The 19,833-nt window shown below is 64.4% G+C and carries 22 protein-coding genes and 1 pseudogene; 14 read left to right on the top strand and 9 right to left on the bottom strand.

From position 1 onward, the window contains the following. The first annotated feature begins 4 nt into the window (after window positions 1–4). The 6 genes from ABIB90_RS00115 (at window position 5) to ABIB90_RS00090 (ending at window position 5,037) form a co-directional block, all read left to right on the top strand. Window positions 5–874, top strand: coding sequence for a metal ABC transporter permease (locus ABIB90_RS00115; protein ID WP_007597190.1), 870 nt, complete (start codon window positions 5–7; stop codon window positions 872–874). A gap of 5 nt (window positions 875–879) precedes the next feature. Then, the gene (locus ABIB90_RS00110) at window positions 880–1,743 is read left to right on the top strand and encodes a metal ABC transporter solute-binding protein, Zn/Mn family (RefSeq protein ID WP_354199911.1); all 864 of its coding nucleotides are present in this window, start codon (window positions 880–882) and stop codon (window positions 1,741–1,743) included. 54 nt (window positions 1,744–1,797) lie between these two features. After that, complete coding sequence (locus tag ABIB90_RS00105) at window positions 1,798–2,847, top strand: CobW family GTP-binding protein (protein ID WP_007597188.1); 1,050 nt, start codon at window positions 1,798–1,800, stop codon at window positions 2,845–2,847. Then, window positions 2,847–3,866, top strand: a complete 1,020-nt coding sequence (locus tag ABIB90_RS00100; protein ID WP_354200367.1) for a WD40 repeat domain-containing protein — start codon at window positions 2,847–2,849, stop codon at window positions 3,864–3,866. The genes ABIB90_RS00105 and ABIB90_RS00100 overlap by 1 nt, the downstream gene beginning before the upstream one ends. A 30-nt stretch (window positions 3,867–3,896) precedes the next feature. Beyond that, window positions 3,897–4,613 (top strand): MgtC/SapB family protein, encoded by a 717-nt coding sequence (locus ABIB90_RS00095; RefSeq protein WP_354199910.1) that lies wholly within the window; start codon window positions 3,897–3,899, stop codon window positions 4,611–4,613. 88 nt (window positions 4,614–4,701) lie between these two features. Beyond that, window positions 4,702–5,037 carry a hypothetical protein gene (locus ABIB90_RS00090; RefSeq protein WP_007597175.1) on the top strand — a complete coding sequence of 112 codons (336 nt, stop codon included), beginning with the start codon at window positions 4,702–4,704 and terminating at the stop codon, window positions 5,035–5,037. A 73-nt stretch (window positions 5,038–5,110) separates the two neighbouring features. Here the strand turns inward: ABIB90_RS00090 and ABIB90_RS00085 are convergent, their stop codons facing one another. The 5 genes from ABIB90_RS00085 to ABIB90_RS00065 all read right to left on the bottom strand — a co-directional run bounded on the left by ABIB90_RS00085 (window position 5,111) and on the right by ABIB90_RS00065 (window position 9,912). Next, window positions 5,111–6,553 (bottom strand): homospermidine synthase, encoded by a 1,443-nt coding sequence (locus ABIB90_RS00085; protein ID WP_354199909.1) that lies wholly within the window; start codon window positions 6,551–6,553, stop codon window positions 5,111–5,113. A 45-nt stretch (window positions 6,554–6,598) separates the two neighbouring features. Continuing rightward, window positions 6,599–6,988 (bottom strand): RidA family protein, encoded by a 390-nt coding sequence (locus ABIB90_RS00080; protein ID WP_007597171.1) that lies wholly within the window; start codon window positions 6,986–6,988, stop codon window positions 6,599–6,601. Between the two features lie 134 nt (window positions 6,989–7,122). Then, the gene (locus ABIB90_RS00075) at window positions 7,123–7,710 is read right to left on the bottom strand and encodes a GNAT family N-acetyltransferase (protein WP_007597169.1); all 588 of its coding nucleotides are present in this window, start codon (window positions 7,708–7,710) and stop codon (window positions 7,123–7,125) included. A 132-nt stretch (window positions 7,711–7,842) separates the two neighbouring features. Beyond that, window positions 7,843–8,985 carry a type III PLP-dependent enzyme gene (locus tag ABIB90_RS00070; RefSeq protein WP_007597167.1) on the bottom strand — a complete coding sequence of 381 codons (1,143 nt, stop codon included), beginning with the start codon at window positions 8,983–8,985 and terminating at the stop codon, window positions 7,843–7,845. A 672-nt stretch (window positions 8,986–9,657) separates the two neighbouring features. Then, on the bottom strand, window positions 9,658–9,912 hold the full coding sequence (locus ABIB90_RS00065) for a hypothetical protein (RefSeq protein ID WP_007597166.1): 255 nt from the start codon (window positions 9,910–9,912) through the stop codon (window positions 9,658–9,660). Window positions 9,913–10,048: 136 nt separating this feature from the next. On the opposite strand from ABIB90_RS00065, the gene ABIB90_RS00060 reads away from it, so the two are divergent. Genes ABIB90_RS00060 through ABIB90_RS00050 form a run of 3 tightly spaced genes read left to right on the top strand, consistent with a single transcriptional unit; the run spans window position 10,049 to window position 13,829 of the window. Next, a complete protein-coding gene (locus ABIB90_RS00060; protein WP_354199908.1) occupies window positions 10,049–12,130 on the top strand; it encodes a M3 family metallopeptidase in 2,082 nt (693 codons plus the stop codon). Next, window positions 12,130–12,768, top strand: a complete 639-nt coding sequence (locus ABIB90_RS00055) for a DUF1007 family protein (RefSeq protein ID WP_354199907.1) — start codon at window positions 12,130–12,132, stop codon at window positions 12,766–12,768. Before ABIB90_RS00060 ends, ABIB90_RS00055 begins: the two co-directional genes overlap by 1 nt. Further along, complete coding sequence (locus ABIB90_RS00050; RefSeq protein ID WP_354199906.1) at window positions 12,765–13,829, top strand: nickel/cobalt transporter; 1,065 nt, start codon at window positions 12,765–12,767, stop codon at window positions 13,827–13,829. The genes ABIB90_RS00055 and ABIB90_RS00050 overlap by 4 nt, the downstream gene beginning before the upstream one ends. Window positions 13,830–13,998: 169 nt before the next feature. Here the strand turns inward: ABIB90_RS00050 and ABIB90_RS00045 are convergent, their stop codons facing one another. Continuing rightward, on the bottom strand, window positions 13,999–14,397 hold the full coding sequence (locus tag ABIB90_RS00045) for an MAPEG family protein (protein ID WP_354199905.1): 399 nt from the start codon (window positions 14,395–14,397) through the stop codon (window positions 13,999–14,001). Between the two features lie 80 nt (window positions 14,398–14,477). Between ABIB90_RS00045 and hemH the strand changes: the two genes are divergently transcribed. Together hemH and ABIB90_RS00035 are read left to right on the top strand one after the other, a co-directional pair. Continuing rightward, entirely contained in the window at window positions 14,478–15,518 is a 1,041-nt protein-coding gene (hemH, locus tag ABIB90_RS00040) for a ferrochelatase (protein WP_354199904.1), read from the top strand. 22 nt (window positions 15,519–15,540) lie between these two features. Further along, window positions 15,541–16,512, top strand: coding sequence for an ABC transporter substrate-binding protein (locus tag ABIB90_RS00035; protein ID WP_354199903.1), 972 nt, complete (start codon window positions 15,541–15,543; stop codon window positions 16,510–16,512). 46 nt (window positions 16,513–16,558) lie between these two features. Here the strand turns inward: ABIB90_RS00035 and ABIB90_RS00030 are convergent, their stop codons facing one another. After that, a complete protein-coding gene (locus ABIB90_RS00030) occupies window positions 16,559–16,756 on the bottom strand; it encodes a hypothetical protein (RefSeq protein WP_354199902.1) in 198 nt (65 codons plus the stop codon). Window positions 16,757–16,778: 22 nt separating this feature from the next. On the opposite strand from ABIB90_RS00030, the gene ABIB90_RS00025 reads away from it, so the two are divergent. Then, on the top strand, window positions 16,779–17,780 hold the full coding sequence (locus tag ABIB90_RS00025) for an SPFH domain-containing protein (protein WP_219680333.1): 1,002 nt from the start codon (window positions 16,779–16,781) through the stop codon (window positions 17,778–17,780). A gap of 70 nt (window positions 17,781–17,850) precedes the next feature. Beyond that, window positions 17,851–18,297 (top strand): NfeD family protein, encoded by a 447-nt coding sequence (locus ABIB90_RS00020; protein WP_219680332.1) that lies wholly within the window; start codon window positions 17,851–17,853, stop codon window positions 18,295–18,297. 118 nt (window positions 18,298–18,415) lie between these two features. Here the strand turns inward: ABIB90_RS00020 and ABIB90_RS00015 are convergent, their stop codons facing one another. After that, window positions 18,416–18,754 carry a winged helix-turn-helix transcriptional regulator gene (locus ABIB90_RS00015; RefSeq protein ID WP_354199901.1) on the bottom strand — a complete coding sequence of 113 codons (339 nt, stop codon included), beginning with the start codon at window positions 18,752–18,754 and terminating at the stop codon, window positions 18,416–18,418. A 72-nt stretch (window positions 18,755–18,826) separates the two neighbouring features. Here ABIB90_RS00015 and ABIB90_RS00010 point away from each other — a divergent pair, with 72 nt between their 5' ends. Then, window positions 18,827–19,378: a carboxymuconolactone decarboxylase family protein gene (locus ABIB90_RS00010; protein ID WP_354199900.1), complete on the top strand. Its 552-nt coding sequence runs from the start codon at window positions 18,827–18,829 to the stop codon at window positions 19,376–19,378. Window positions 19,379–19,468: 90 nt separating this feature from the next. On the opposite strand, the pseudogene ABIB90_RS00005 reads toward ABIB90_RS00010, so the two are convergent. Beyond that, window positions 19,469–19,738 (bottom strand): annotated as a pseudogene (locus ABIB90_RS00005) (IS3 family transposase); the annotation flags it as partial. Window positions 19,739–19,833: the final 95 nt, after the last annotated feature.

Here is a 19,833-nt window from a genome sequence, read left to right as displayed (position 1 = left end):
TCCGATGCTCTATGACGCGCTGATCGGCCCGTTCACCGAATTCGAGTTCATGCGACGTGCGCTCGCGGCCGTCATCGCGCTGTCGCTCGCGGGCGCGCCGATCGGCGTGTTCCTGATGTTGCGGCGAATGAGCCTGGTCGGCGACGCCATGGCGCATGCCATCCTCCCCGGCGCCGCTGTCGGTTTCCTGCTTTCCGGTCTCAACCTGTTCGCGATGACGGCCGGCGGCCTGATCGCGGGTTTTGCCGTCGCGATCCTCGCAGGCCTCGTCGCACGCTCGACCGGGTTGAAGGAGGATGCCTCGCTCGCGACCTTCTATCTGGCCTCGCTGGCACTGGGCGTGACCATCGTCTCGATCAAGGGCACCAATATCGACCTGCTGCACGTGCTGTTCGGCAATATCCTCGCGATGGACGATCAGACGCTGCTGGTCGTCGCCTTCAACGCCACGGTGACGCTGCTGGTGCTCGCCGTGATCTATCGCCCGCTGGTGATCGAGAGCGTCGATCCCTTGTTCTTGCGCACCGTGAGCCGGGCTGGCGGGCCTGCGCATCTCGCTTTCCTTGCGCTGGTCGTGATCAACCTCGTCAACGGCTTTCAGGCGCTCGGCACGCTGCTCGCGGTCGGCCTGATGATCCTGCCGGCCGGCATCGCGCGGTTCTGGTCGCGCGATCTCACCGTCATGATCTGCATCGCGGTCGTCGCTGCCGCCGTCTCCGGCTATGCAGGTCTTGTGCTGTCGTTCCAGACCCGTGTGCCCTCGGGCCCTGCGATCATTCTGGTGGCGAGCGCGCTTTACACCGTCTCCGTCCTGTTCGGCCGGGTCGGCGGCGTCGTCAGGCAGCTGTTTCCCGGCCGGCATCTGGAAGCGTGACAGCGATGCGGCGCATCCTGCTTTGTGTGCTCTTGCTGATCGCCTCGCCGCTGCACGCTGCGGAGCAGCTGAAGGTCGTTGCGAGCTTCTCGATCCTCGCCGATTTCGTCCGTAATGTCGGCGGCGACCGGATCAATCTGACGACGCTGGTCGGGGCCGACAGCGACGTCCACGTCTACACGCCCGCGCCCAGCGATGCGAAGCGGATCGCGGACGCAAAGCTGGTCATCGTCAACGGCCTTGGTCTCGAGGGCTGGCTGCCGCGCCTCGTGCAGTCCTCCGGATCCAAGGCGCAGGTGATCACCGCGAGCGCCGGCATCGCGCCGCTCAAGCTCGGTTCGGCCGCCGACCCGCATGGCTGGCAGTCCGTTCCCAACGCCAAAATCTACGTCACCGACATCGCCAATGCGCTGGCCGCGGCCGACCCTGATGACGCGGAGCTCTTCCGCGCCCAGGCCAAGGCCTATCTGGAAAAGCTCGAAACGCTGGACCGCGAGGTCCGCGATGCCGTGGCCAAAATCCCGCCCGAGCGGCGCAAGGTGATCTCGACCCATGACGCCTTCGGCTATTTCGCCGCCGAATACGGCGTCCAATTCATCGCGCCGCTCGGCGTCTCCACGGAAACCGAGCCCAGCGCGCGGGACATCGCCACCATCATCGGCCAGATCAAGGCCCAGAAAATCCCAGCCGTGTTCCTGGAAAATATCAGCGACGACCGGCTGATCCGGCGGATCGCGGCGGAGACCGGCTCAAAAGTCGGCGGGACCCTGATTTCGGACGGTTTGACCGGCGAAAAGGGGCCTGCACCCACTTACATTGATATGGTCAGGCACAATATAAAGGCCCTGACCAGCGCGCTTGACCACTAGGGCAGGGGCCACCCCGCCTCGCGTCGCGCGAAAAGCCCGAAGTCCGGAGTTGTTATGTCTGAAGCGACCGCCCCAAAAATTCCCGTGACCGTCCTGACCGGCTATCTCGGTGCCGGCAAGACCACGCTGTTGAACCGCATCCTGTCGGAAAACCACGGCAAGAAGTACGCCGTCATCGTCAACGAATTCGGCGAGATCGGCATCGACAACGACCTCATCATCGGCGCCGATGAGGAAGTGTTCGAGATGAACAACGGCTGCATCTGCTGCACCGTGCGTGGCGATCTCGTGCGCATCATGGAAGGCCTGATGAAGCGCAAGGGCAAGTTCGACGCCATCATCGTCGAGACCACCGGTCTTGCCGATCCGGCACCGGTGGCCCAGACCTTCTTCGTCGACGAGGACGTGCAGAAGAACGCGCGTCTCGATGCGGTGGTCACGGTTGCGGACGCAAAATGGCTGTCCGACCGTCTCAAGGACGCGCCCGAGGCCAAGAACCAGATCGCCTTTGCCGACGTCATCGTGCTGAACAAGACCGATCTCGTCACCAAGGGCGAGCTTGCCGAGGTCGAGGCCCGCATCCGTGCCATCAACCCCTATGCGAAGCTGCACCGCACCGAGCGCTGCTCGGTGGCTTTGGCCGACGTGCTCGACCGCGGCGCCTTCGACCTCGATCGCATCCTCGACATCGAGCCGGACTTCCTGAATGCCGATGATCATGACCACGACCATGATCATCATCACCACGGCCACGACCATCATCACGATCATGATCACGGCCACGGCCTGAAGCACTATCACGACGAGGATATGCAATCGCTGTCGCTCAAGACCGACAAGCCGCTCGATCCCAACGTGTTCATGCCCTGGCTCCAGAATCTGGTGCAGGTGGAGGGCGGCAAGATCCTGCGCTCCAAGGGCATCCTCGCCTTCCACGACGACGACGACCGTTACGTCTTCCAGGGCGTCCACATGATGCTGGAGGGCAACCACCAGCGGAAGTGGAAGGACGGCGAGCCGCGCGAGAGCCGCCTCGTCTTCATCGGCCGCGAATTGCCGCAAGATCTCATTCGCCAGGGTTTTGAGAGCTGCATCGTCTCGTGATGAAAGAGTTTACGCCGCCCGCCGATTCCGCCTCGATCGTCTCCGTCACCGAGCGCGTCAAGCCGCTCGCGCTCGGCATGGTCGTGACCTCCGCGCATTTCCTTGGGCCCCGCGCTGCCTTCGTCGGCGGCGAGGAGAATGTCGCGTTCGTGGATGGCCAGGGCGAGATCAGCAAGGTCGCCGTGCACAGCGGCGGCATTCTCTCGGCCGCCTCCGATGGCAAGCGCCTCGTGATGGGCGGCGACGATGGAAAAGTCGTGTCGCTCGACGCCAAGGGCGAGGTGACGCTGCTTGCGAGCGACCCGAAACGGCGCTGGATCGATGCGGTGGCGCTGCATCCGGACGGTGCCTACGCCTGGTCGGCCGGCAAGACCGCTTTCTTCAAGAGCGGCAAGAGCGAGGAGAAGTCGCTTGAGGTGCCCTCAACCGTTGGCGGCCTCGCGTTTGCGCCGAAGGGCCAGCGTCTCGCGATCGCCCATTACAACGGCGCGACGCTGTGGTTTCCCAACATGGCGGGATCGGCCGAATTCCTGCCCTGGGCTGGCTCGCATCTCGGCGTCACCTTCAGCCCGGACAACAAATTCCTGGTCACCACGATGCACGAATCCGCGCTGCACGGGTGGCGGCTTGCCGACAACAGGCACATGCGTATGACCGGCTATCCCGGCCGCGTCCGCTCGATGTCGTGGAGCGCGGGCGGCAAGGCGCTGGCGACCTCGGGCGCCGACACGGTGATCCTGTGGCCGTTTGCCAGCAAGGACGGCCCGATGGGCAAGGAGCCCGCGATGCTCGCGCCGCTCCAGGCGCGCGTGTCGGTCGTCGCATGCCATCCCAGGAACGACATCTTCGCCGCCGGCTATAGCGACGGCACCGTGCTGATGGTGCGTCTGGAGGACGGCGCCGAGATCCTTGTCCGCCGCAATGGCACGCCGCCGGTGGCCGCGCTCGCCTGGAACGCCAAGGGGACGCTGCTGGCGTTCGCCGACGAAAATGGGGATGGCGGGCTGCTGGAGCTTTGATCTGTCATCGTTCCGGCCGTAGATGGGGCCATGCGGTTTCTGACGACCTTCCAGATCGCTGACTTTGCGGACACGCTGGTCAGTCTGTTCACGGCCTTCGTGCTGGGCACGCTGATCGGTGCCGAGCGGCAGTACCGCCAGCGCACCGCGGGCCTGCGTACGAACGTGCTGGTCGCGGTCGGCGCCGCCGCCTTCGCCGATCTCGCCATGCACCTGACCGGCGCCGACGGCGCGGTGCGGGTGATCTCCTACGTCGTCTCGGGCATCGGCTTCCTCGGCGCCGGCGTCATCATGAAGCAGGGCATGGACGTGCGCGGGCTCAATACCGCGGCGACGCTATGGGCTTCAGCCGCGGTCGGCTCCTGCGCGGGCGCCGACATGATTGCCCAGGCGGCGGCGCTGACGGTGTTCGTGATTGCCGGCAACACCATGTTGCGGCCATTGGTCAACGCCATCAACCGCATTCCGCTGAACGAGAAGACCTCCGAGGCGACCTATTACTTCAAGCTCGCGGTCGCACCGGACGCCTTGCCCGACATGCGCGACCGGCTGGTCGAGAAGCTCGAGGGCGCAAAATATCTGGTGGCCGATATCGAAATGGTCGAAACCGGGGATGATTTGATCGAGATCGTGGCAAAGCTGGTCGCGAGCGCCGTCGATCCGAACGAGCTGAATGCGGTGGCGACCGATCTCCAGCACCTGCCCGGCGTCCGCCACGCCACCTGGGAAGTCAGCACCACGGATTGAGCGCGTAGGCGTCGAGTTCCGGCCGTCACGGGCAGGGAACCGCAGACCGGCGATTTCGTTGATCCCCTGGAAAAAGGCGGTGATCGACATGCCCGGCCAATATGACAAGCGCAGACTGAAGCTCGACCTGATGGTTGCCTGCTCGCTGTTCGCGGCAGGCGTCGTGGTGTCAGGCATGTCGCTGGCGCAAATCCGCGCCGAGACCCGGATGCAGACGGCCCAGGCGACGCAACCCCTTCAGGGCACGCCGTCCGACGATCAGAACAAGCCCGCGGAAGCCAAGCCCGGCGGCGACCGGCCGACCACGCCCGCCCCAGAGCCGGCGCGACCCGACCCACAGACGCAAGGGGCTGCCGGTGCGGCTAAACCAGCATTGCCGCCAGCGCCAGCCGAGAAGATCGCGCCGCCGATTGAGAGGAAGTAGGCTCCCCTGTCATTCCGGGCTCGCGCCAAGTGGCGCGCCTCGGAATGACGAGCGGAGAGTTGGGTGACGGCTCTCACCGCACCAGAACGTTCCGGAATTGCCACGGATCTGACGTATCGATATCCTCCGGAAACAGTCCCGGACGATCCGTCAGCGGCGTCCAGTCGGTATAAAACCCCTTCACCGGGCCGAGATACGGCAGCTGAATTTCCAGCAGGCGATCGAAATCCATCTCGTCGGCTTCGACGATGCCTTCCTTCGGGTTTTCGAGCGCCCACACCATGCCGCCGAGCACGGCGGAGGTCACTTGCAGGCCAGTGGCGTTCTGGTAGGGCGCGAGCTTGCGGGTCTCTTCGATGGAGAGCTGCGAGCCGTACCAATAGGCATTGTTGTCATGGCCGAACAGCAGCACGCCGAGTTCGTCGATACCGTCGACGATCTCGTTCTCGTCGAGGATGTGGTGCTTCTCCTGCATCTTCGCGGCGCGGCCGAACATTTCATGCAGTGACAGCACGGCATCGTCAGCCGGATGATAGGCATAGTGGCAGGTCGGACGGTACACCGCCGTGCCCGATGCGTCGCGCACGGTGAAATAGTCGGCGATCGAGATCGACTCGTTGTGGGTGACGAGGAAGCCATACTGCGCGCCGCGGGTCGGGCACCAGGTGCGCACGCGCGTGTTGGCGCCGGGCTGCATCAGATAGATGGCAGCGCCACAGCCGGCTTCGTGAGTCCGCGCATTTTCGGGCATCCATTTTTCATGGGTGCCCCAGCCGAGTTCTGATGGCTGCACGCCTTCCGACAGAAAACCTTCCACCGACCAGGTGTTGACGAAGACATCCGGCTCTTTCGGCTTCTTGGAGCGCTGGGTGTCGCGTTCAGCGATGTGGATGCCCTTGATGCCGGCCTGTCGCATCAAGTCCGCCCATTCGGCTTTGGATTTCGGCTTGGGGGCATTGAGCTTCAGATCGGCGGCGACATTGAGCAGCGCCTGCTTCACGAAAAACGAGACCATGCCGGGATTGGCGCCACAGCAGGAGACCGCCGTCGTCGAGCCTGCAGGGCGCGCCTTCTTGGCAGCCAGCGTCGCTTCGCGAAGGGCGTAATTGGAGCGCGCTTCCGGGCCTTTCGAGGAGTCGAAATAGAAGCCGAGCCAGGGCTCGTTGACGGTGTCGATATAGAGAGCGCCGAGCTCGTTGCAGAGCTCCATGATGTCGGTGGAACCGGTATCGACCGAGAGATTGACGCAAAAGCCCTGGCCGCCGCCCTCAGTGAGCAGCGGGGTCAGCAACTCGCGATAATTGTCCCTGGTCACGGCCTTCTGGATGAAACGCACATTGTGCTTCTCGCAATGCGCCTTGCGGCCCTCGTCCTTGGGATCGATCACGGTGACGCGCGACTTGTCGTAATCGAGATGCCGCTCGATCAGCGGCAACGTGCCTTTCCCGATGGAGCCGAAGCCGACCATGACGATGGGACCAGTGATCTTCGCGTAGATCTGCGAGGCGGGGCTCATGGGATGGTTTCTCCGGAACGTGCTGGCGGACAAAGGGTGGGTGGATCAAGCGCTACGGCGCTTGGCGGTGACTTCGATCTCGACCTTCATCTCGGGCTTGGCGAGGCCGCTGACGACCACCAAGGTCGCGGCCGGCCTGATGTCACCGAGAACCTCGCCGCAGACGGCGAAATGGGCATCGATATAGCTAGCGTCGGTGACGTAATAGGTCGCGCGGACGATATCGGCCATCTCGAATCCGCCCTCCTGCAGGGCGGCTTCGATGGTCTTGAAGCAGTTGCGTGACTGGCTCGTGACATCGGCCGGCATGGCCATCGTCGTGTAGTCATAGCCGGTGGTGCCCGCGACGAAGGCGAACTCGCCGTCGATCACGGCGCGGCTGTAGCCGACGGTCTTCTCAAGCGGAGAGCCGGTGGAGATCAGGCGACGGGACATGGTCTTGGGCCTCGACTGAAGGGGGCGTTTGGCGGGTTAAAGGGCGTTTCTCAGGCCCGCGCAACCCTAAAGCAAAGGGTCGCGCGAGCATCTCCGCTCGCCGCGGCTTTGGTCATCGCGATCATGGCAATCCCTTACGCCGCGCGCGCCTCGAGGCCGCGAACTAGCCTCCGTTTGGGTAGGGCCGCGCCAGTCGGGACGATCATCCCGGCGGCGCCATCCAGCGCACCCGCTTCGAATTCGATCGCCAGCAGGCGGTCGCGCTCGAACGGACCGGGCAGCGACAGCTCGCCGGTGTTGGCGGCTGAGAAGCCGAAGCGGGCGTAATAAGGGGCATCGCCAAGCAGGATCACGGCGGCATGCCCGCGCGCCCGGGCGGCAGCCAGCGCTTGTTGCATCAGCGCGGCGCCGATCCCGAGCTCGCGGCAAGCAGGGTCCACCGCCAGCGGTCCGAGGACCAGAGCGGGCCTGCCTCCGGCGCTGACGTGCCACAGCCGCACGGTTCCCACGAGCTTCCCCTCGCGCATCGCGGCCAGCGCAAGGCCGGCTGCGGGTGCGCGTCCGTCGCGCAGGCGCTGGCAGGTGCGGCCATGGCGGTTATCGCCAAAGGACGCATCGAGCAGCGCTTCACGCATCGCAACGTCGCCAGCACGCTCCGCACGGATCGCGAACGGAGCGGCTTTCGAGGTGGGGTCAACCTGTGTCTTCCGAAGAGCAGTCATGGCGCGTCAGTCCCCGCTTGAAGCCGACGTGCGCAAAGCACGCCGGTCCAAGGCGTCGTCAGAAATCGAAATGTCAGGGAGGGAGCCGGCAAGCCGGCTCCCGGGTTCGTCAGGCCTCAGACGAGAGGCGGATCAGATGTGGTAGGTCTTCAACGGCGGGATGCCGTTGAACGCCACCGCCGAGTAGGTCGACGTATAGGCCCCGGTGCCTTCGATCAGCAGCTTGTCGCCGATCTCGAGCGTCACCGGAAGCGGATACGGGTTCTTCTCGTACAGCACGTCGGCGCTGTCGCAGGTTGGCCCAGCGAGCACGCACGGTGTCATGTCCGCACTGTCATGCGGGGTGCGGATGGCGTAACGGATCGACTCGTCCATGGTCTCGGCGAGACCGCCGAACTTGCCGATGTCCAGATAGACCCAGCGCACCTCGTCCTCGTCGCTCTTCTTGGAGATGAGCACGACCTCGGACTCGATGATGCCGGCGTTGCCCACCATGCCGCGGCCCGGCTCGATGATGGTCTCCGGAATCTGGTTGCCGAAGTGCTTGCGCAGCGCGCGGAAGATCGAGCGCCCGTAGGTGACCACCGGCGGCACGTCCTTCAGGTACTTGGTCGGGAAACCGCCGCCCATGTTGACCATGGTCAGGTTGATACCGCGCTCCGCGCAGTCGCGGAACACCTGCGAGGCCATCGCCAGCGCACGGTCCCACGCCTTCACCTTGCGCTGCTGCGACCCGACATGGAAGGAGATGCCGCACGGCTCCAGGCCCAGACGCTTGGCAACGTCGAGCACGTCGACGGCCATCTCCGGGTCGCAGCCGAACTTGCGCGACAGCGGCCATTCGGCGCCGGCGCAGTCATAGAGGATGCGGCAGAACACCTTTGCGCCGGGAGCGGCACGGGCGACCTTCTCGACTTCGGCGGCGCAATCGACCGCGAACAGCCGAATGCCGAGCGCGAAGGCACGCGCGATGTCGCGCTCCTTCTTGATCGTGTTGCCGAAGGAGATGCGGTCGGGCGTCGCACCGGCGGCCAACGCCATCTCGATCTCGGCGACCGTGGCGGTGTCGAAGCAGGAGCCCATGGAGGCGAGCAAAGCCAGCACTTCCGGCGCCGGGTTCGCCTTGACCGCATAGAACACGCGGCTGTCGGGCAGCGCCTTGGCAAAGGTCTGGTAATTGTCGCGCACGACTTCGAGGTCGACGACGAGGCACGGTTCGGTGTCGAGGCCCTCGCTGCGGCGGTTGCGCAGGAATTCCTGGATACGGTCGGTCATAGCACTCTCCCAAACGGCCCAGCGACGGGGATCCGTTCAAAAAATGACGTCGGATAAGAGCGCTCCGGCCAGATCGCGCGATGGAGGCGCGACGAGCCAAAGACTCAGATCAGACTGTGCTGCCGTGGATTGGTTGGGAATGTTCCCGCCCGCACACCTGGCAATGAAGGACAAGCCTTTTCAGTAGCCCGCGCCGGCGTTGGACTGCCGGTAGAGACCAAAAAAGCCCGATCCGTCGTTGCTTTAAGTCGCGTCCCCCGTTGAGAGCGGGGTGCGCCGGTTCGCCTCCGGCTGCCAGTCACGGTTGCAAAGAGCAAAGTCACCTTCGACAAGGCATCTCTTTGAGAGAGATGCTGGACGCTCCGGGTTTGCTTTCGTCTTCCGGCTATGAGCCTTCCGACTTCCACACTTCCGAAGAGCCCCTCGGCTTCTTCGCCCCTTGGCGGCTGTCCGGCCTCTTGTCCGGATACCTACCGACTGACACACGACCACAGGCACGTGCGAAATTGGGCAATCCGCACATAAGTGTTTTGACTCTGCTTCGCAAGAGATTTTTTAGGCTGCGAACAGAATTGCCTAACATCTGCTTGCGCAGTGTTGCGCGAGCGACGCGGAAGATGAACGCGCGTTAAGTTTTCTGTGCGGCGCGCGTCACTCGCGCGCGTGCGCGCTTCAGCCGCGCTTCGTGAACGGCTCGACGCGCTGAGCGGCGCGGATGAAGGCAGTCATGACGAGCACGCCGAGCGCGAACAGCGCGGCCTGAAGGATGTGCGTGCCCTGCTCGCCCAGCCCGAACAGGATCGCGAGCGCCCAGCCGCCGGCAAACGCCGCGCCGAACACCTCGGCGCCGATAAGGATGGCGGCGCTGATGACGGTGATGACGCTCGGCCAGACGATCCGACGGGAAGACGAGGAAGTCGCGTTCATGAGCTCAGGGGTCCTAGGCTTTGAAGGGCCGCAATCTCCCCGAAAAGGCAGCCGGGAGCAAGGGCAAATGGCCCAAAAAAGCCCTATCGCGTGCTATAGCTGGCCGCAACAATCGAGCCACAAATCGGGACTTGTAATGTCAGAAACCCGCCAAACTACGGACTCCGAGACCAACCCGCTGCTGAAGGCCTGGGTGACGCCATTTGCGACCCCGCCCTTCGATGAGATCAAGCCGGAGCACTTCCTGCCGGCCTTCGAGCAGGCCTTCGCGGACCACTCCGCCGAGATCGCTGCGATCACCAACGACCCGACCGCGGCCGACTTCGCCAACACCATCACGGCGCTGGAGCGCTCGGGCAAGCTGCTCAGCAAGGTCGCCTCGGTCTTCTACGACCTCGTCTCGGCGCATTCCAACCCGGCCATCCTGGAGATCGACAAGGAGGTTTCCTTGCGGATGGCGCGGCACTGGAATCCGATCATGATGAACGCCGTGCTGTTTGGTCGCATCGCCCAGCTGCACGAGAACCGCGCCAATCTCGGTCTGACACCGGAACAGCTCCGCCTGCTCGAGCGTACCTACACCCGCTTCCACCGCTCCGGCGCGGGCCTCTCCGAAGAGGCCAAGGCGCGGATGGCAGAGATCAACGAGAGACTCGCCCAGCTCGGCACCAGCTTCAGTCATCATCTGCTCGGCGACGAGCAGGAATGGTTCATGGAGCTCGGCGAAGCCGACCGCCAGGGCCTGCCGGAGAGTTTTGTCGCCAGTGCCAAGGCTGCGGCGGAAGAACGCGGCATGGCCGGCAAGGCCATCGTCACCCTGTCGCGCTCCTCGGTCGAACAGTTCCTGAAGAGCTCGGCCCGGCGTGACCTGCGCGAGAAGGTCTACAAGGCCTTCACCGCGCGGGGCGACAACGGCAACGCCAACGACAACAACGCGACCATCGTCGAGGTCCTGAAGCTGCGCGAGGAGAGCGCCAATCTCCTGGGCTATCCGACTTTCGCGGCCTACCGGCTCGAGGATTCCATGGCCAAGACGCCGGAAGCGGTGCGCGGCCTTCTGGAGCGGGTCTGGAAACCGGCGCGGGCGCGGGCGCTCGCCGACCGCGACGACATGCAGGCGCTGATCACGGAGGAGGGCGGCAATTTCAAGCTCGCCCCCTGGGACTGGCGCTTCTATGCCGAAAAGCTGCGCCTTCAGCGCGCCAATTTCGACGATGCCGCGATCAAGCCGTATCTCGCGCTCGATCACATGATCGCCGCCGCCTTCGACTGTGCCACGCGCCTGTTCGGCGTCACCTTCGAGGAGCGCAAGAACGTGCCGGTCTGGCATCCGGACGTCCGGGTTTGGGAGATGAAGGGGCAGGACGGCAAGCACAAGGCGCTGTTCTATGGCGACTACTTCGCCCGGCCGTCGAAGCGCTCCGGGGCCTGGATGACCTCGCTGCGCGACCAGCAGAAGCTCGACGGCGAGGTCGCGCCGCTGATCCTCAACATCTGCAACTTCTCCAAGGGCGCGGATGGGGAACCCTCGCTGCTGTCGCCGGACGACGCCCGCACCCTGTTCCACGAGTTCGGCCACGGCCTGCACGGCATGCTCTCCAACGTGACCTATCCGTCGCTGTCGGGCACCTCCGTGTTCACCGATTTCGTCGAGTTGCCGTCGCAGCTCTACGAGCACTGGCAGGAGCGGCCCGAGGTGCTGCAGCAATTCGCCCGCCACTACCAGACCGGCGAGCCGCTGCCGGACGATCTGCTGCAACGGTTCCTGGCCGCGCGAAAATTCAACCAGGGTTTTGCCACCGTCGAGTTCGTCTCCTCGGCGCTGATCGATCTCGAATTCCACACCCAGCCGGCCTCCGCCGCGCAGGATGTCCGCGCCTTCGAGAGACGCGAGCTGGAAAAGATCGGCATGCCCGAGGAGATCTCGCTGCGTCACCGTCCCACGCAATTCGGTCACATCTTCACCGGCGATCACTATGCCGCCGGCTATTACAGCTACATGTGGTCGGAGGTGATGGATGCCGACGCCTTCGGCGCGTTCGAGGAAGCCGGCGACATCTTCGATCCCGCCGTCGCAAAACGCCTGCACGATGACATCTACTCGAGCGGCGGATCGGTCGATCCGGAAGCCGCCTATGAGGCCTTCCGCGGCCGCCCGCCGGAGCCCGACGCGCTCTTGCGTCGCCGCGGCCTGCTCGACGCTCCGAAGGCGGCCTGATGGGCATGCGGGCCCTGTTGGGGCTGCTGCTCGGTGTCGCCCTGTCGCTCGCGGCAGGCGCGGCGCGGGCGCATCCGCATGTCTGGATCACTGCGACCAGCGAGTTGCTCTATGCCGCGGACGGCAGCATCACCGGCGTGCGCCACGCCTGGACGTTTGACGACATGTTCTCGGCCTATGCGGTGCAGGGGCTCGAGAGCAAGACCAAGGGCGCCTACACCCGCGAGGAGCTGGGGCCGCTGGCGCAGACCAATGTCGAGTCGCTGAAGGAATATGCCTACTTCACCTTCGCGCGAGCCGACGGCAAGAAGGAGCGATTCCAGGAGCCGGTCGACTACTTCCTCGACTACAAGGATACTGTCCTGACCCTGCACTTCACGCTACCGCTGAAGAACCCCCTCAAGCCCAGGCAATTGATGCTCGAAGTGTTCGACCGTTCCTTCTTCATCGACTTCCAGATGGCCAAGGACAACCCGGTCAAGCTGGTCGGCGCGCCCGCCGGCTGCCAGATGAAGCTGGAGCGGCCGAGCGACGGCACCGCGAGTGCGCAGAAGCTCAACGAGCAGACCTTCATGAACGGCGAGAATTCCAATTTCGGCATGATGTTCGCCAACAAGATCACGGTGGATTGCCCGTGAAGCGGCAACTCACGCCCATGGCACGCGGGCTCGCTGTCTGCGCCGGCGTTCTTCTCGTCGTGGGCGTGACCGATGCGGCGCTCCACGATCTCCTCGCGCAGAACCCGTTCGGCGCGCCGCGTTCGCCACAAGCTGCCCAGCCCGAGGCCGGCGGCTTGATCGGCTGGCTGTTGGCAAAACAGTCGGAATTCTATCGGCAGATGTCGGCGACCATCCGCGCCGCGAAGTCCGATGGCTCCGCGGTGTGGACGCTGCTGTTCATTTCCTTTGCCTATGGCATTTTCCACGCGGCCGGCCCGGGCCACGGCAAGGCGGTGATCGCCTCCTATCTCGTCGCCAATCGCGAGACCGCCCGGCGGGGCATCGCGCTGTCGTTTGCCTCGGCGTTGATGCAGTCGCTGGTGGCGATCCTGATGGTCGGCATCTCGGCCTGGGTGCTGAATGCGACCGCCAAGACTATGTGCAAGGCGGAGGGCGTGATCGAAATCGCGAGCTACGCGTTGATCGCGCTGTTCGGTCTGCGCCTGGTCTGGGTCAAGGGCCGCACTTTCATCCGTGCGCTGCAGGCGGTTCAACCGGTGCCGGCGATCGCGGGCGTGCCGCATGACCATGATCACGACCATCACCATGCGCACGCCCATCATCACCACCAGCATAACCACGTCCATGACGAGCATTGCGGCCATTCCCACGGCCCCACCCCGAGCGAGCTCGCCGGCCCCGGTGGCTGGGGGCGCGGCTTTGCCGCGATCCTGACCGTCGGCATCCGTCCCTGTTCGGGCGCGATCCTGGTGCTGGTGTTCGCGCTGGCCCAGGGCCTGTTCTGGGCCGGCATCGCCGCGACCTTGCTGATGGGGCTCGGCACCGCGATCACGGTCGCGGCCATTGCGGTGGTCGCCGTCTCCGCCAAGGACATCGCCGCCCGCCTGAGCGCCGGACGCGACGGCAGCGGCGCACTGTTCATGCGCGGCATCGAATTCGCCGCCGCCGGCCTCGTGCTGCTGTTCGGCGCAGGCCTGTTGTTGGGTTACGTCGCGGCCGAACGGACGACGTGTTTTTGAGTTTTTCCCTCGCCCCTTGTGGGAGAGGGTGGCTCGCCGCGTAGCGGCGAGACGGGTGAGGGGTTGTCTCCGCGAGCGATCCTCTTACAGCTGCGTTCGCGGATAGAACCCCTCATCCGGCGCTTCGCGCCACCTTCTCCCACAAGGGGAGAAGGAAGAAAAAAAGGGGTCACACCGGCAGAAACTGCTTCAACGCCGGCATGAAGAATATCCCGAGATTGATCGCAAAGCCGATGCTCCAGAGGATCGAGCGCAGCGTCGGGCGGTTGCCGAGATAGGTCAGCACGTAGGCGATCCGCACGATCAGGAACAGTACCGCGAGCTCGTCGATCAGGCGCTGCGGCGAATCCCTGTATTCGGCGAGCAGCACGGCGAAGGCGAAGAACGGAAAGGTCTCGATGCCGTTCTGGTGCGCGCCGAGCGCGCGCTGCGCCAGCGCGTCCTCGAAGAAGGCTGGGTCGCGCGGCCGCGAATTGTCGAAGCCGCGAAATCTGATCCATTTGATCGCGACGATCGTTAAGAGATAGAGCAGCAGCGCCCCGAAAACGCACCATTCCGCCAGCGTCATGGTTCTCTCCCCTGCGCACGGACCCTAGCGAAACCGGGCCAATCTTGACAAGTTCGGAACAACGCGCGACGCAACGGATCATGATGACAATCGCCCCCAGCCAGACCGCGATGCCGGCCACGCAGCCCGCCCCCTCGCGCGTCGGCGTGCTCCTGGTCAATCTCGGCACGCCCGATACCGCCGACGCGCGCGGCGTGCGGGTCTATCTGAAGGAGTTCCTCTCGGACGCCCGCGTCATCGAGGATCAGGGCTTGATCTGGAAGCTGGTGCTGAACGGCATCATCCTGCGCACCCGCCCCCGCGCCAAGGCGCGCGACTATCTCAAAATCTGGAACACCGAGAAGAACGAGTCGCCGCTCAAGACCATCACGCGCTCGCAGAGCGACAAGCTCGGAGCCATGCTGTCGGACCGCGACCAGGTCACGGTGGAATGGGCGATGCGCTACGGTAATCCCTCGATCAGGTCGGGCGTCGATGCGCTGATTGCGAAGGGCTGCGATCGCATCCTTGCCGTACCGCTCTATCCGCAATATTCCGCCGCGACGTCGGCCACTGTCTGCGACGAGGTGTTTCGCGTGCTTGCGCGGCTGCGCGCGCAGCCGACGCTGCGGGTGACGCCGCCTTATTACGAGGACGAAGCCTATATCGAGGCGCTCGCCACCTCCGTCGAGACGCATCTGGCGAGCCTGCCGTTCAAGCCGGAGCTGATCGTCGCCTCCTTCCACGGCATGCCGAAGGCCTATGTCGACAAGGGCGATCCCTATCAGGACCAATGCGTCGCGACCACCGAGGCGCTGCGCCGCCGGCTCGGGATGGACGAGACAAAGCTGCTGCTGACCTTTCAGTCGCGCTTCGGATTCGACGAGTGGCTGCAGCCCTACACCGACAAGACCATGGAGCGTCTGGCGAAAGAGGGCGTGCGCCGCATCGCGGTGATCACGCCTGGTTTTTCCGCCGACTGCCTGGAGACGTTGGAGGAGATCGCGCAGGAGAATGCCGAGATCTTCGAGCACAATGGTGGCGAGCAGTTTTCCGCGATCCCCTGCCTCAACGACAGCGACCCAGGCATGGATGTGATCCGAACGCTGGTGCTGCGCGAACTCCAGGGCTGGATAGAGTGAGCCTGGATCCGAGGAGCGCCCCATGAACCGCCGCGAGGTTCTGGCGCTTCTTGGGGTGGCCGCTGCGCTGCCGGCCTCAGTGCTGGCGCAGCAGCCGACGCGCCGGCTCGGCGTGCTCTCGGTCACGGCGGCCGACGATGCGATCGGGCAGACGCGTAGCGCGGTCCTGGTCCAGGCGCTTGCCGGCCATGGCTGGAAGGAGCACGGCAGCCTTGAGATCGATTGGCGCAACGGCGGCGGCGACCGCGCACGGATCGCGCAATTCGCTGACGAACTCGTGGCGCTCAAGCCCGACATCCTGCTTGCGGTCGGCACGCCCTCGGTCGAGGAGCTGCGCCGGCGCACGACGACGATCCCGATCGTTTTCGCCGTCGTCACCGATCCGGTCAGCCAGGGCTTTGTCCAGAATCTCGCCCATCCCGGCGGCAATGTCACCGGCTTCACCGATTACGACGGCCCGCTGGCCGGAAAATGGCTCGAGATGCTGACGCAGGTCGTGCCAAGACCGTCCCGTGTCTTCGTGGTCTACAATCCCGCCACCGCGCCGTTCGCGCCGCTGATGCTGGGTACGATCGAGGACGCTGGCCGCGCGCTCGATGTGACGGTGGAGCCGGCGCCGATCCATGACACGGCCTCGATCGTCGCCCTGGCTTCGCGGAAAGACGGCGGCCTGCTGGTGCTGCCGGACTTCTTCACCATGTCCAACCGTGCGCTTCTGCTGGCGGCCATCAATGAAGCGCGCGTGCCGGCGGTGTTCTGGAGCCGTACCTTCGTCGACGAGGGTGGCTTGATGTCCTACAGCACCGACAGCGCCGAGCAGCTCCGCCGCGCCGCCTCCTATATCGATCGCATCCTGAAGGGGGCGCGGGCGGCCGACCTGCCGGTCCAAAATCCAACCACGTTCGAGCTGGCGATCAACTTGAAGACGGCCAGGGCGATCGGCGTCACGCTTTCGCCAAGCCTGCTCGCAACCGCGAACGAGGTCATCGAGTAGGATTTGGCTGCGACCGCCGGCACGGCCGGATTCGTTAACGTCGTCGCTAGGTCTGCTCCAGCACGCTTTCAAGAGCGCCTCGCAAATACATAATCGCGACCATTCCCTCTCCCGGCGTCTTGTGTAGAATCCTGCCGATGCCGAAATCATCTACGACCGCTGGATCCTTTACCGAACGCTTTACTGAACCCTTGGGGTCGTGATCCCGACCAATGACAGCGCGGAAAAGGGCCTTTTCCGACAATCTTTTCCGCCTTGGAGGAAATATGAGCGGTTTCGACATTTTCGCGATTGTCCTGGTTTTGCTCGTCATCGTCACGCTGGTGGCCGGCGTAAAGACGGTGCCGCAGGGCTATGACTGGACCATCGAGCGGTTCGGCAAATACACCCAGACGCTGAGCCCCGGGCTCAATCTGATCGTGCCCTATTTCGATCGCGTCGGACGCAAGATCAACATGATGGAGCAGGTGATCGACATTCCCGAGCAAGAGGTGATCACCAAGGACAACGCCACCGTGACGGTCGACGGCGTCGCCTTCTTTCAGGTGTTCGACGCCGCCAAGGCGAGCTACGAGGTCTCAAACCTGACCCAAGCCGTCACCGTGCTGACCATGACTAACATCCGTTCGGTGATGGGGTCGATGGATCTCGACCAGGTGTTGTCGCATCGCGACGAAATCAACGAGCGCCTGCTGCGTGTGGTCGATGCCGCCGTCTCGCCCTGGGGCCTTAAGGTCAATCGTATCGAGATCAAGGACATCGTGCCGCCGGCGGACCTCGTCGAAGCCATGGGCCGACAGATGAAGGCCGAGCGCGTCAAACGCGCCGACATCCTTCAGGCTGAAGGTGCACGCCAGTCCGAGATCCTGCGCGCCGAGGGTGCCAAGCAGGGCCAAATTCTCCAGGCGGAAGGTCGCCGCGAGGCCGCCTTCCGCGACGCCGAAGCACGCGAGCGGTCGGCGGAAGCTGAGGCCAAGGCGACGCAGATGGTCAGTGAAGCCATCGCCAAGGGCGACGTCGCGGCGCTGAACTATTTTATCGCCGACAAGTATATCAAGGCGTTCGGGCAGCTGGCTGAATCGCCGAACCAGAAGGTCATCATGCTTCCGGTCGAAGCCATGAGCATGCTGGGCTCGCTCGCCGGCATCGGCGAGATTGCAAAGGCGACGTTCGGTGAAAGCGCGGCGTCCGCGGCCGCTGCCGCCCGCCGCGGCTCGGTGCCGACGACCGGCAGCACGCCACCCGCGGTGCCGCCGCGTCAGGGGTAAAGCGCATGCCCCGGAAAAGTGGACACCGGTTTTCCGACAAGGGCATGCGTCATTTCAAAGAGGTCGTGTCATGACCGACATGTTCGTATCGCTCGGCACCTGGAACTGGCTGATCTTCGGCTTCATCCTGATGGCGCTGGAGGTGCTGGCGCCGGGAGTCTTCCTGTTCTGGCTCGGACTCGCCGCGCTGCTGGTCGGGCTGATCTCGTTCGGAGTAGCGATATCCTGGCAGATCCAGCTCGTGATGTTCGCGATCTTCGCCGCCGCCGCCGTGCCGGTATGGCGCCGCCTCGCCCGGCCGAAGCCGGATGCAATTGCCGCCAGCCCCTTCCTCAACAAGCGCTCCGAGGCGCTCTTGGGCCGCGAGTTCACGCTGGAGAAGCCGATCGTCGACGGCAACGGCACCATGCGCATTGGCGACACGGTCTGGCGCGTCGCAGGCCCCGATACGCCGGCGGGCACGCGTGTGAAGGTGGTGCAAGTGGATGGCGCGAATCTGACGGTGGCGGCGGCGTAGCTGTTGCCTCCCCGTCATTGCGAGCGAAGCGAAGCAATCCAGACTGCCTCTGCGGAAAAATTCTGGATTGCTTCGCTTCGCTCGCAATGACGAGCTTGTCGGGACGGCATCGCTAGACTTACGCGCCGCTCTTGCTGCGCCACCTCTCCGCAAACCTATGCAGCGGCATGAACGTCTCGCACAATTCCCGTCCGAGCGCCGTCAGCCCGTAACCGCTGGCTTCGCCGAGCGCCACGAACCCGGCCGCGCGTAAATCGTCCAGCCGCGCCTGCAGCACCGTCGGCGAGGCCTCGTCGCAGGCGGTGCGCAATGCGCGCGAGGTGAGGGGGGCATCGCGCAATTCCCACAGGATCCGCAGGCTCCAGCGTCGTCCCAGGAGGTCGAGCAGCACCATGATCGGCCGCCCGGTGCGCGAGCCACGGACGCCGCGCGATCTGGAAGTGGTCTGTTTCGCCATTGTCGGCCTCTTGCGTGTCGCTACAAATAGTGTAGCGTAATGCTACAGTAAATGTAGCAAGGAAGACGGCCGATGTCCCAGGCCACGCCGCGCATTGCCCCGCTCACCCCGCCTTATCCCCCGGAGATCCAGGCGCAGTTCGACCGCATCATGCGCGGTGCGCCGCCGCTGCTGCTGTTCCGGGTGATGGCGGGCCAAACCCGCGCCTGGGACAAATTTCGCGCCGCCGGCCTGCTCGATCCCGGCCCGCTCTCGTTGCGCCAGCGCGAGATCGTCATTGACCGCACCTGCGCGCTGAACAAATGCGAATATGAATGGGGCGTGCACGTCGCGGTCTTCGCGGCGCCCGCGAAGCTCACCTCTGATGAGGTGCGTGCCACCGTGCAGGGCGATGCGGCGTCGCCGTGCTGGTCCCCGGCCGAGCAGGCGCTGATCGCCGCCATCGACGCGCTGCATCACCGTGCGACGCTTGGCGACGCCGAATTCGCCGCGCTGTCGGCGCATTACGACGAGGCGCAGATCCTGGAGATCATGCTGCTGTGCGGCTTCTACCGCACGGTATCCTACCTGGCGAACGGACTCCGGCTGCCGCTGGAGGACACGGCGGCAAGATTTCCGGCGTAGCTTTAACCGTCGTCATTGCGAGCGTAGCGAAGCAATCCAGAGTCTTTCCGCGGAGGCAGTCTGATCTTCCCCCAAAAAAGTGGACATGGATCAAGCCGATTTTAGCTCCATCTCGACCGGGCTGATATAGCCGATGGCCGAGTGTCTTCGGGTCTGATTGTAGAAGCCTTCGACGTAAGCGAAGATGTCGCGCTCGGCTTCATTGCGGGTCTCATATTGACGGTGATGGATCAGTTCGGTCTTGAGGGTGTGGAAGAAGCTTTCCATCGGGGCATTGTCGTAGCAGTCGGCTCTGCGGCTCATTGAAGGCCGGAAGCCGGCGGCTTGCAGTGCTTGGCGGTACTCGGTTGAAGCGTATTGGGCGGATTCAAACGGTCGTCGCAACACCAGTTACTTTCACTCATAACAGAAGATCGTCAAGCGCCTCCGCCGGCGTTTTCCAGCCTAGTGTCTTC

It is taken from the genome of Bradyrhizobium sp. JR4.1, assembly GCF_040548605.1.
GTDB classification, from domain to species: Bacteria; Pseudomonadota; Alphaproteobacteria; order Rhizobiales; family Xanthobacteraceae; genus Bradyrhizobium; species Bradyrhizobium canariense.
This window is presented reverse-complemented; position numbering and strand designations above follow the sequence as displayed.

What these genes read in the sequence shown, in the direction of transcription:
- ABIB90_RS00105 (WP_007597188.1), top strand. Translation starts at nt 1,798, where the DNA reads ATGTCTGAAGCGACCGCCCCAAAAATTCCCGTGACCGTCCTGACCGGC.
- ABIB90_RS00085 (WP_354199909.1), bottom strand. Translation starts at nt 6,553, where the DNA reads ATGAGCCCCGCCTCGCAGATCTACGCGAAGATCACTGGTCCCATCGTC.
- ABIB90_RS00015 (WP_354199901.1), bottom strand. Translation starts at nt 18,754, where the DNA reads ATGGCGAAACAGACCACTTCCAGATCGCGCGGCGTCCGTGGCTCGCGC.
- ABIB90_RS00070 (WP_007597167.1), bottom strand. Translation starts at nt 8,985, where the DNA reads ATGACCGACCGTATCCAGGAATTCCTGCGCAACCGCCGCAGCGAGGGC.
- ABIB90_RS00060 (WP_354199908.1), top strand. Translation starts at nt 10,049, where the DNA reads ATGTCAGAAACCCGCCAAACTACGGACTCCGAGACCAACCCGCTGCTG.
- ABIB90_RS00025 (WP_219680333.1), top strand. Translation starts at nt 16,779, where the DNA reads ATGAGCGGTTTCGACATTTTCGCGATTGTCCTGGTTTTGCTCGTCATC.
- ABIB90_RS00065 (WP_007597166.1), bottom strand. Translation starts at nt 9,912, where the DNA reads ATGAACGCGACTTCCTCGTCTTCCCGTCGGATCGTCTGGCCGAGCGTC.
- ABIB90_RS00055 (WP_354199907.1), top strand. Translation starts at nt 12,130, where the DNA reads ATGGGCATGCGGGCCCTGTTGGGGCTGCTGCTCGGTGTCGCCCTGTCG.
- ABIB90_RS00045 (WP_354199905.1), bottom strand. Translation starts at nt 14,397, where the DNA reads ATGACGCTGGCGGAATGGTGCGTTTTCGGGGCGCTGCTGCTCTATCTC.
- ABIB90_RS00095 (WP_354199910.1), top strand. Translation starts at nt 3,897, where the DNA reads ATGCGGTTTCTGACGACCTTCCAGATCGCTGACTTTGCGGACACGCTG.
- hemH (WP_354199904.1), top strand. Translation starts at nt 14,478, where the DNA reads ATGATGACAATCGCCCCCAGCCAGACCGCGATGCCGGCCACGCAGCCC.
- ABIB90_RS00110 (WP_354199911.1), top strand. Translation starts at nt 880, where the DNA reads ATGCGGCGCATCCTGCTTTGTGTGCTCTTGCTGATCGCCTCGCCGCTG.
- ABIB90_RS00020 (WP_219680332.1), top strand. Translation starts at nt 17,851, where the DNA reads ATGACCGACATGTTCGTATCGCTCGGCACCTGGAACTGGCTGATCTTC.
- ABIB90_RS00100 (WP_354200367.1), top strand. Translation starts at nt 2,847, where the DNA reads ATGAAAGAGTTTACGCCGCCCGCCGATTCCGCCTCGATCGTCTCCGTC.
- ABIB90_RS00080 (WP_007597171.1), bottom strand. Translation starts at nt 6,988, where the DNA reads ATGTCCCGTCGCCTGATCTCCACCGGCTCTCCGCTTGAGAAGACCGTC.
- ABIB90_RS00035 (WP_354199903.1), top strand. Translation starts at nt 15,541, where the DNA reads ATGAACCGCCGCGAGGTTCTGGCGCTTCTTGGGGTGGCCGCTGCGCTG.
- ABIB90_RS00090 (WP_007597175.1), top strand. Translation starts at nt 4,702, where the DNA reads ATGCCCGGCCAATATGACAAGCGCAGACTGAAGCTCGACCTGATGGTT.
- ABIB90_RS00115 (WP_007597190.1), top strand. Translation starts at nt 5, where the DNA reads ATGCTCTATGACGCGCTGATCGGCCCGTTCACCGAATTCGAGTTCATG.
- ABIB90_RS00075 (WP_007597169.1), bottom strand. Translation starts at nt 7,710, where the DNA reads ATGACTGCTCTTCGGAAGACACAGGTTGACCCCACCTCGAAAGCCGCT.
- ABIB90_RS00010 (WP_354199900.1), top strand. Translation starts at nt 18,827, where the DNA reads ATGTCCCAGGCCACGCCGCGCATTGCCCCGCTCACCCCGCCTTATCCC.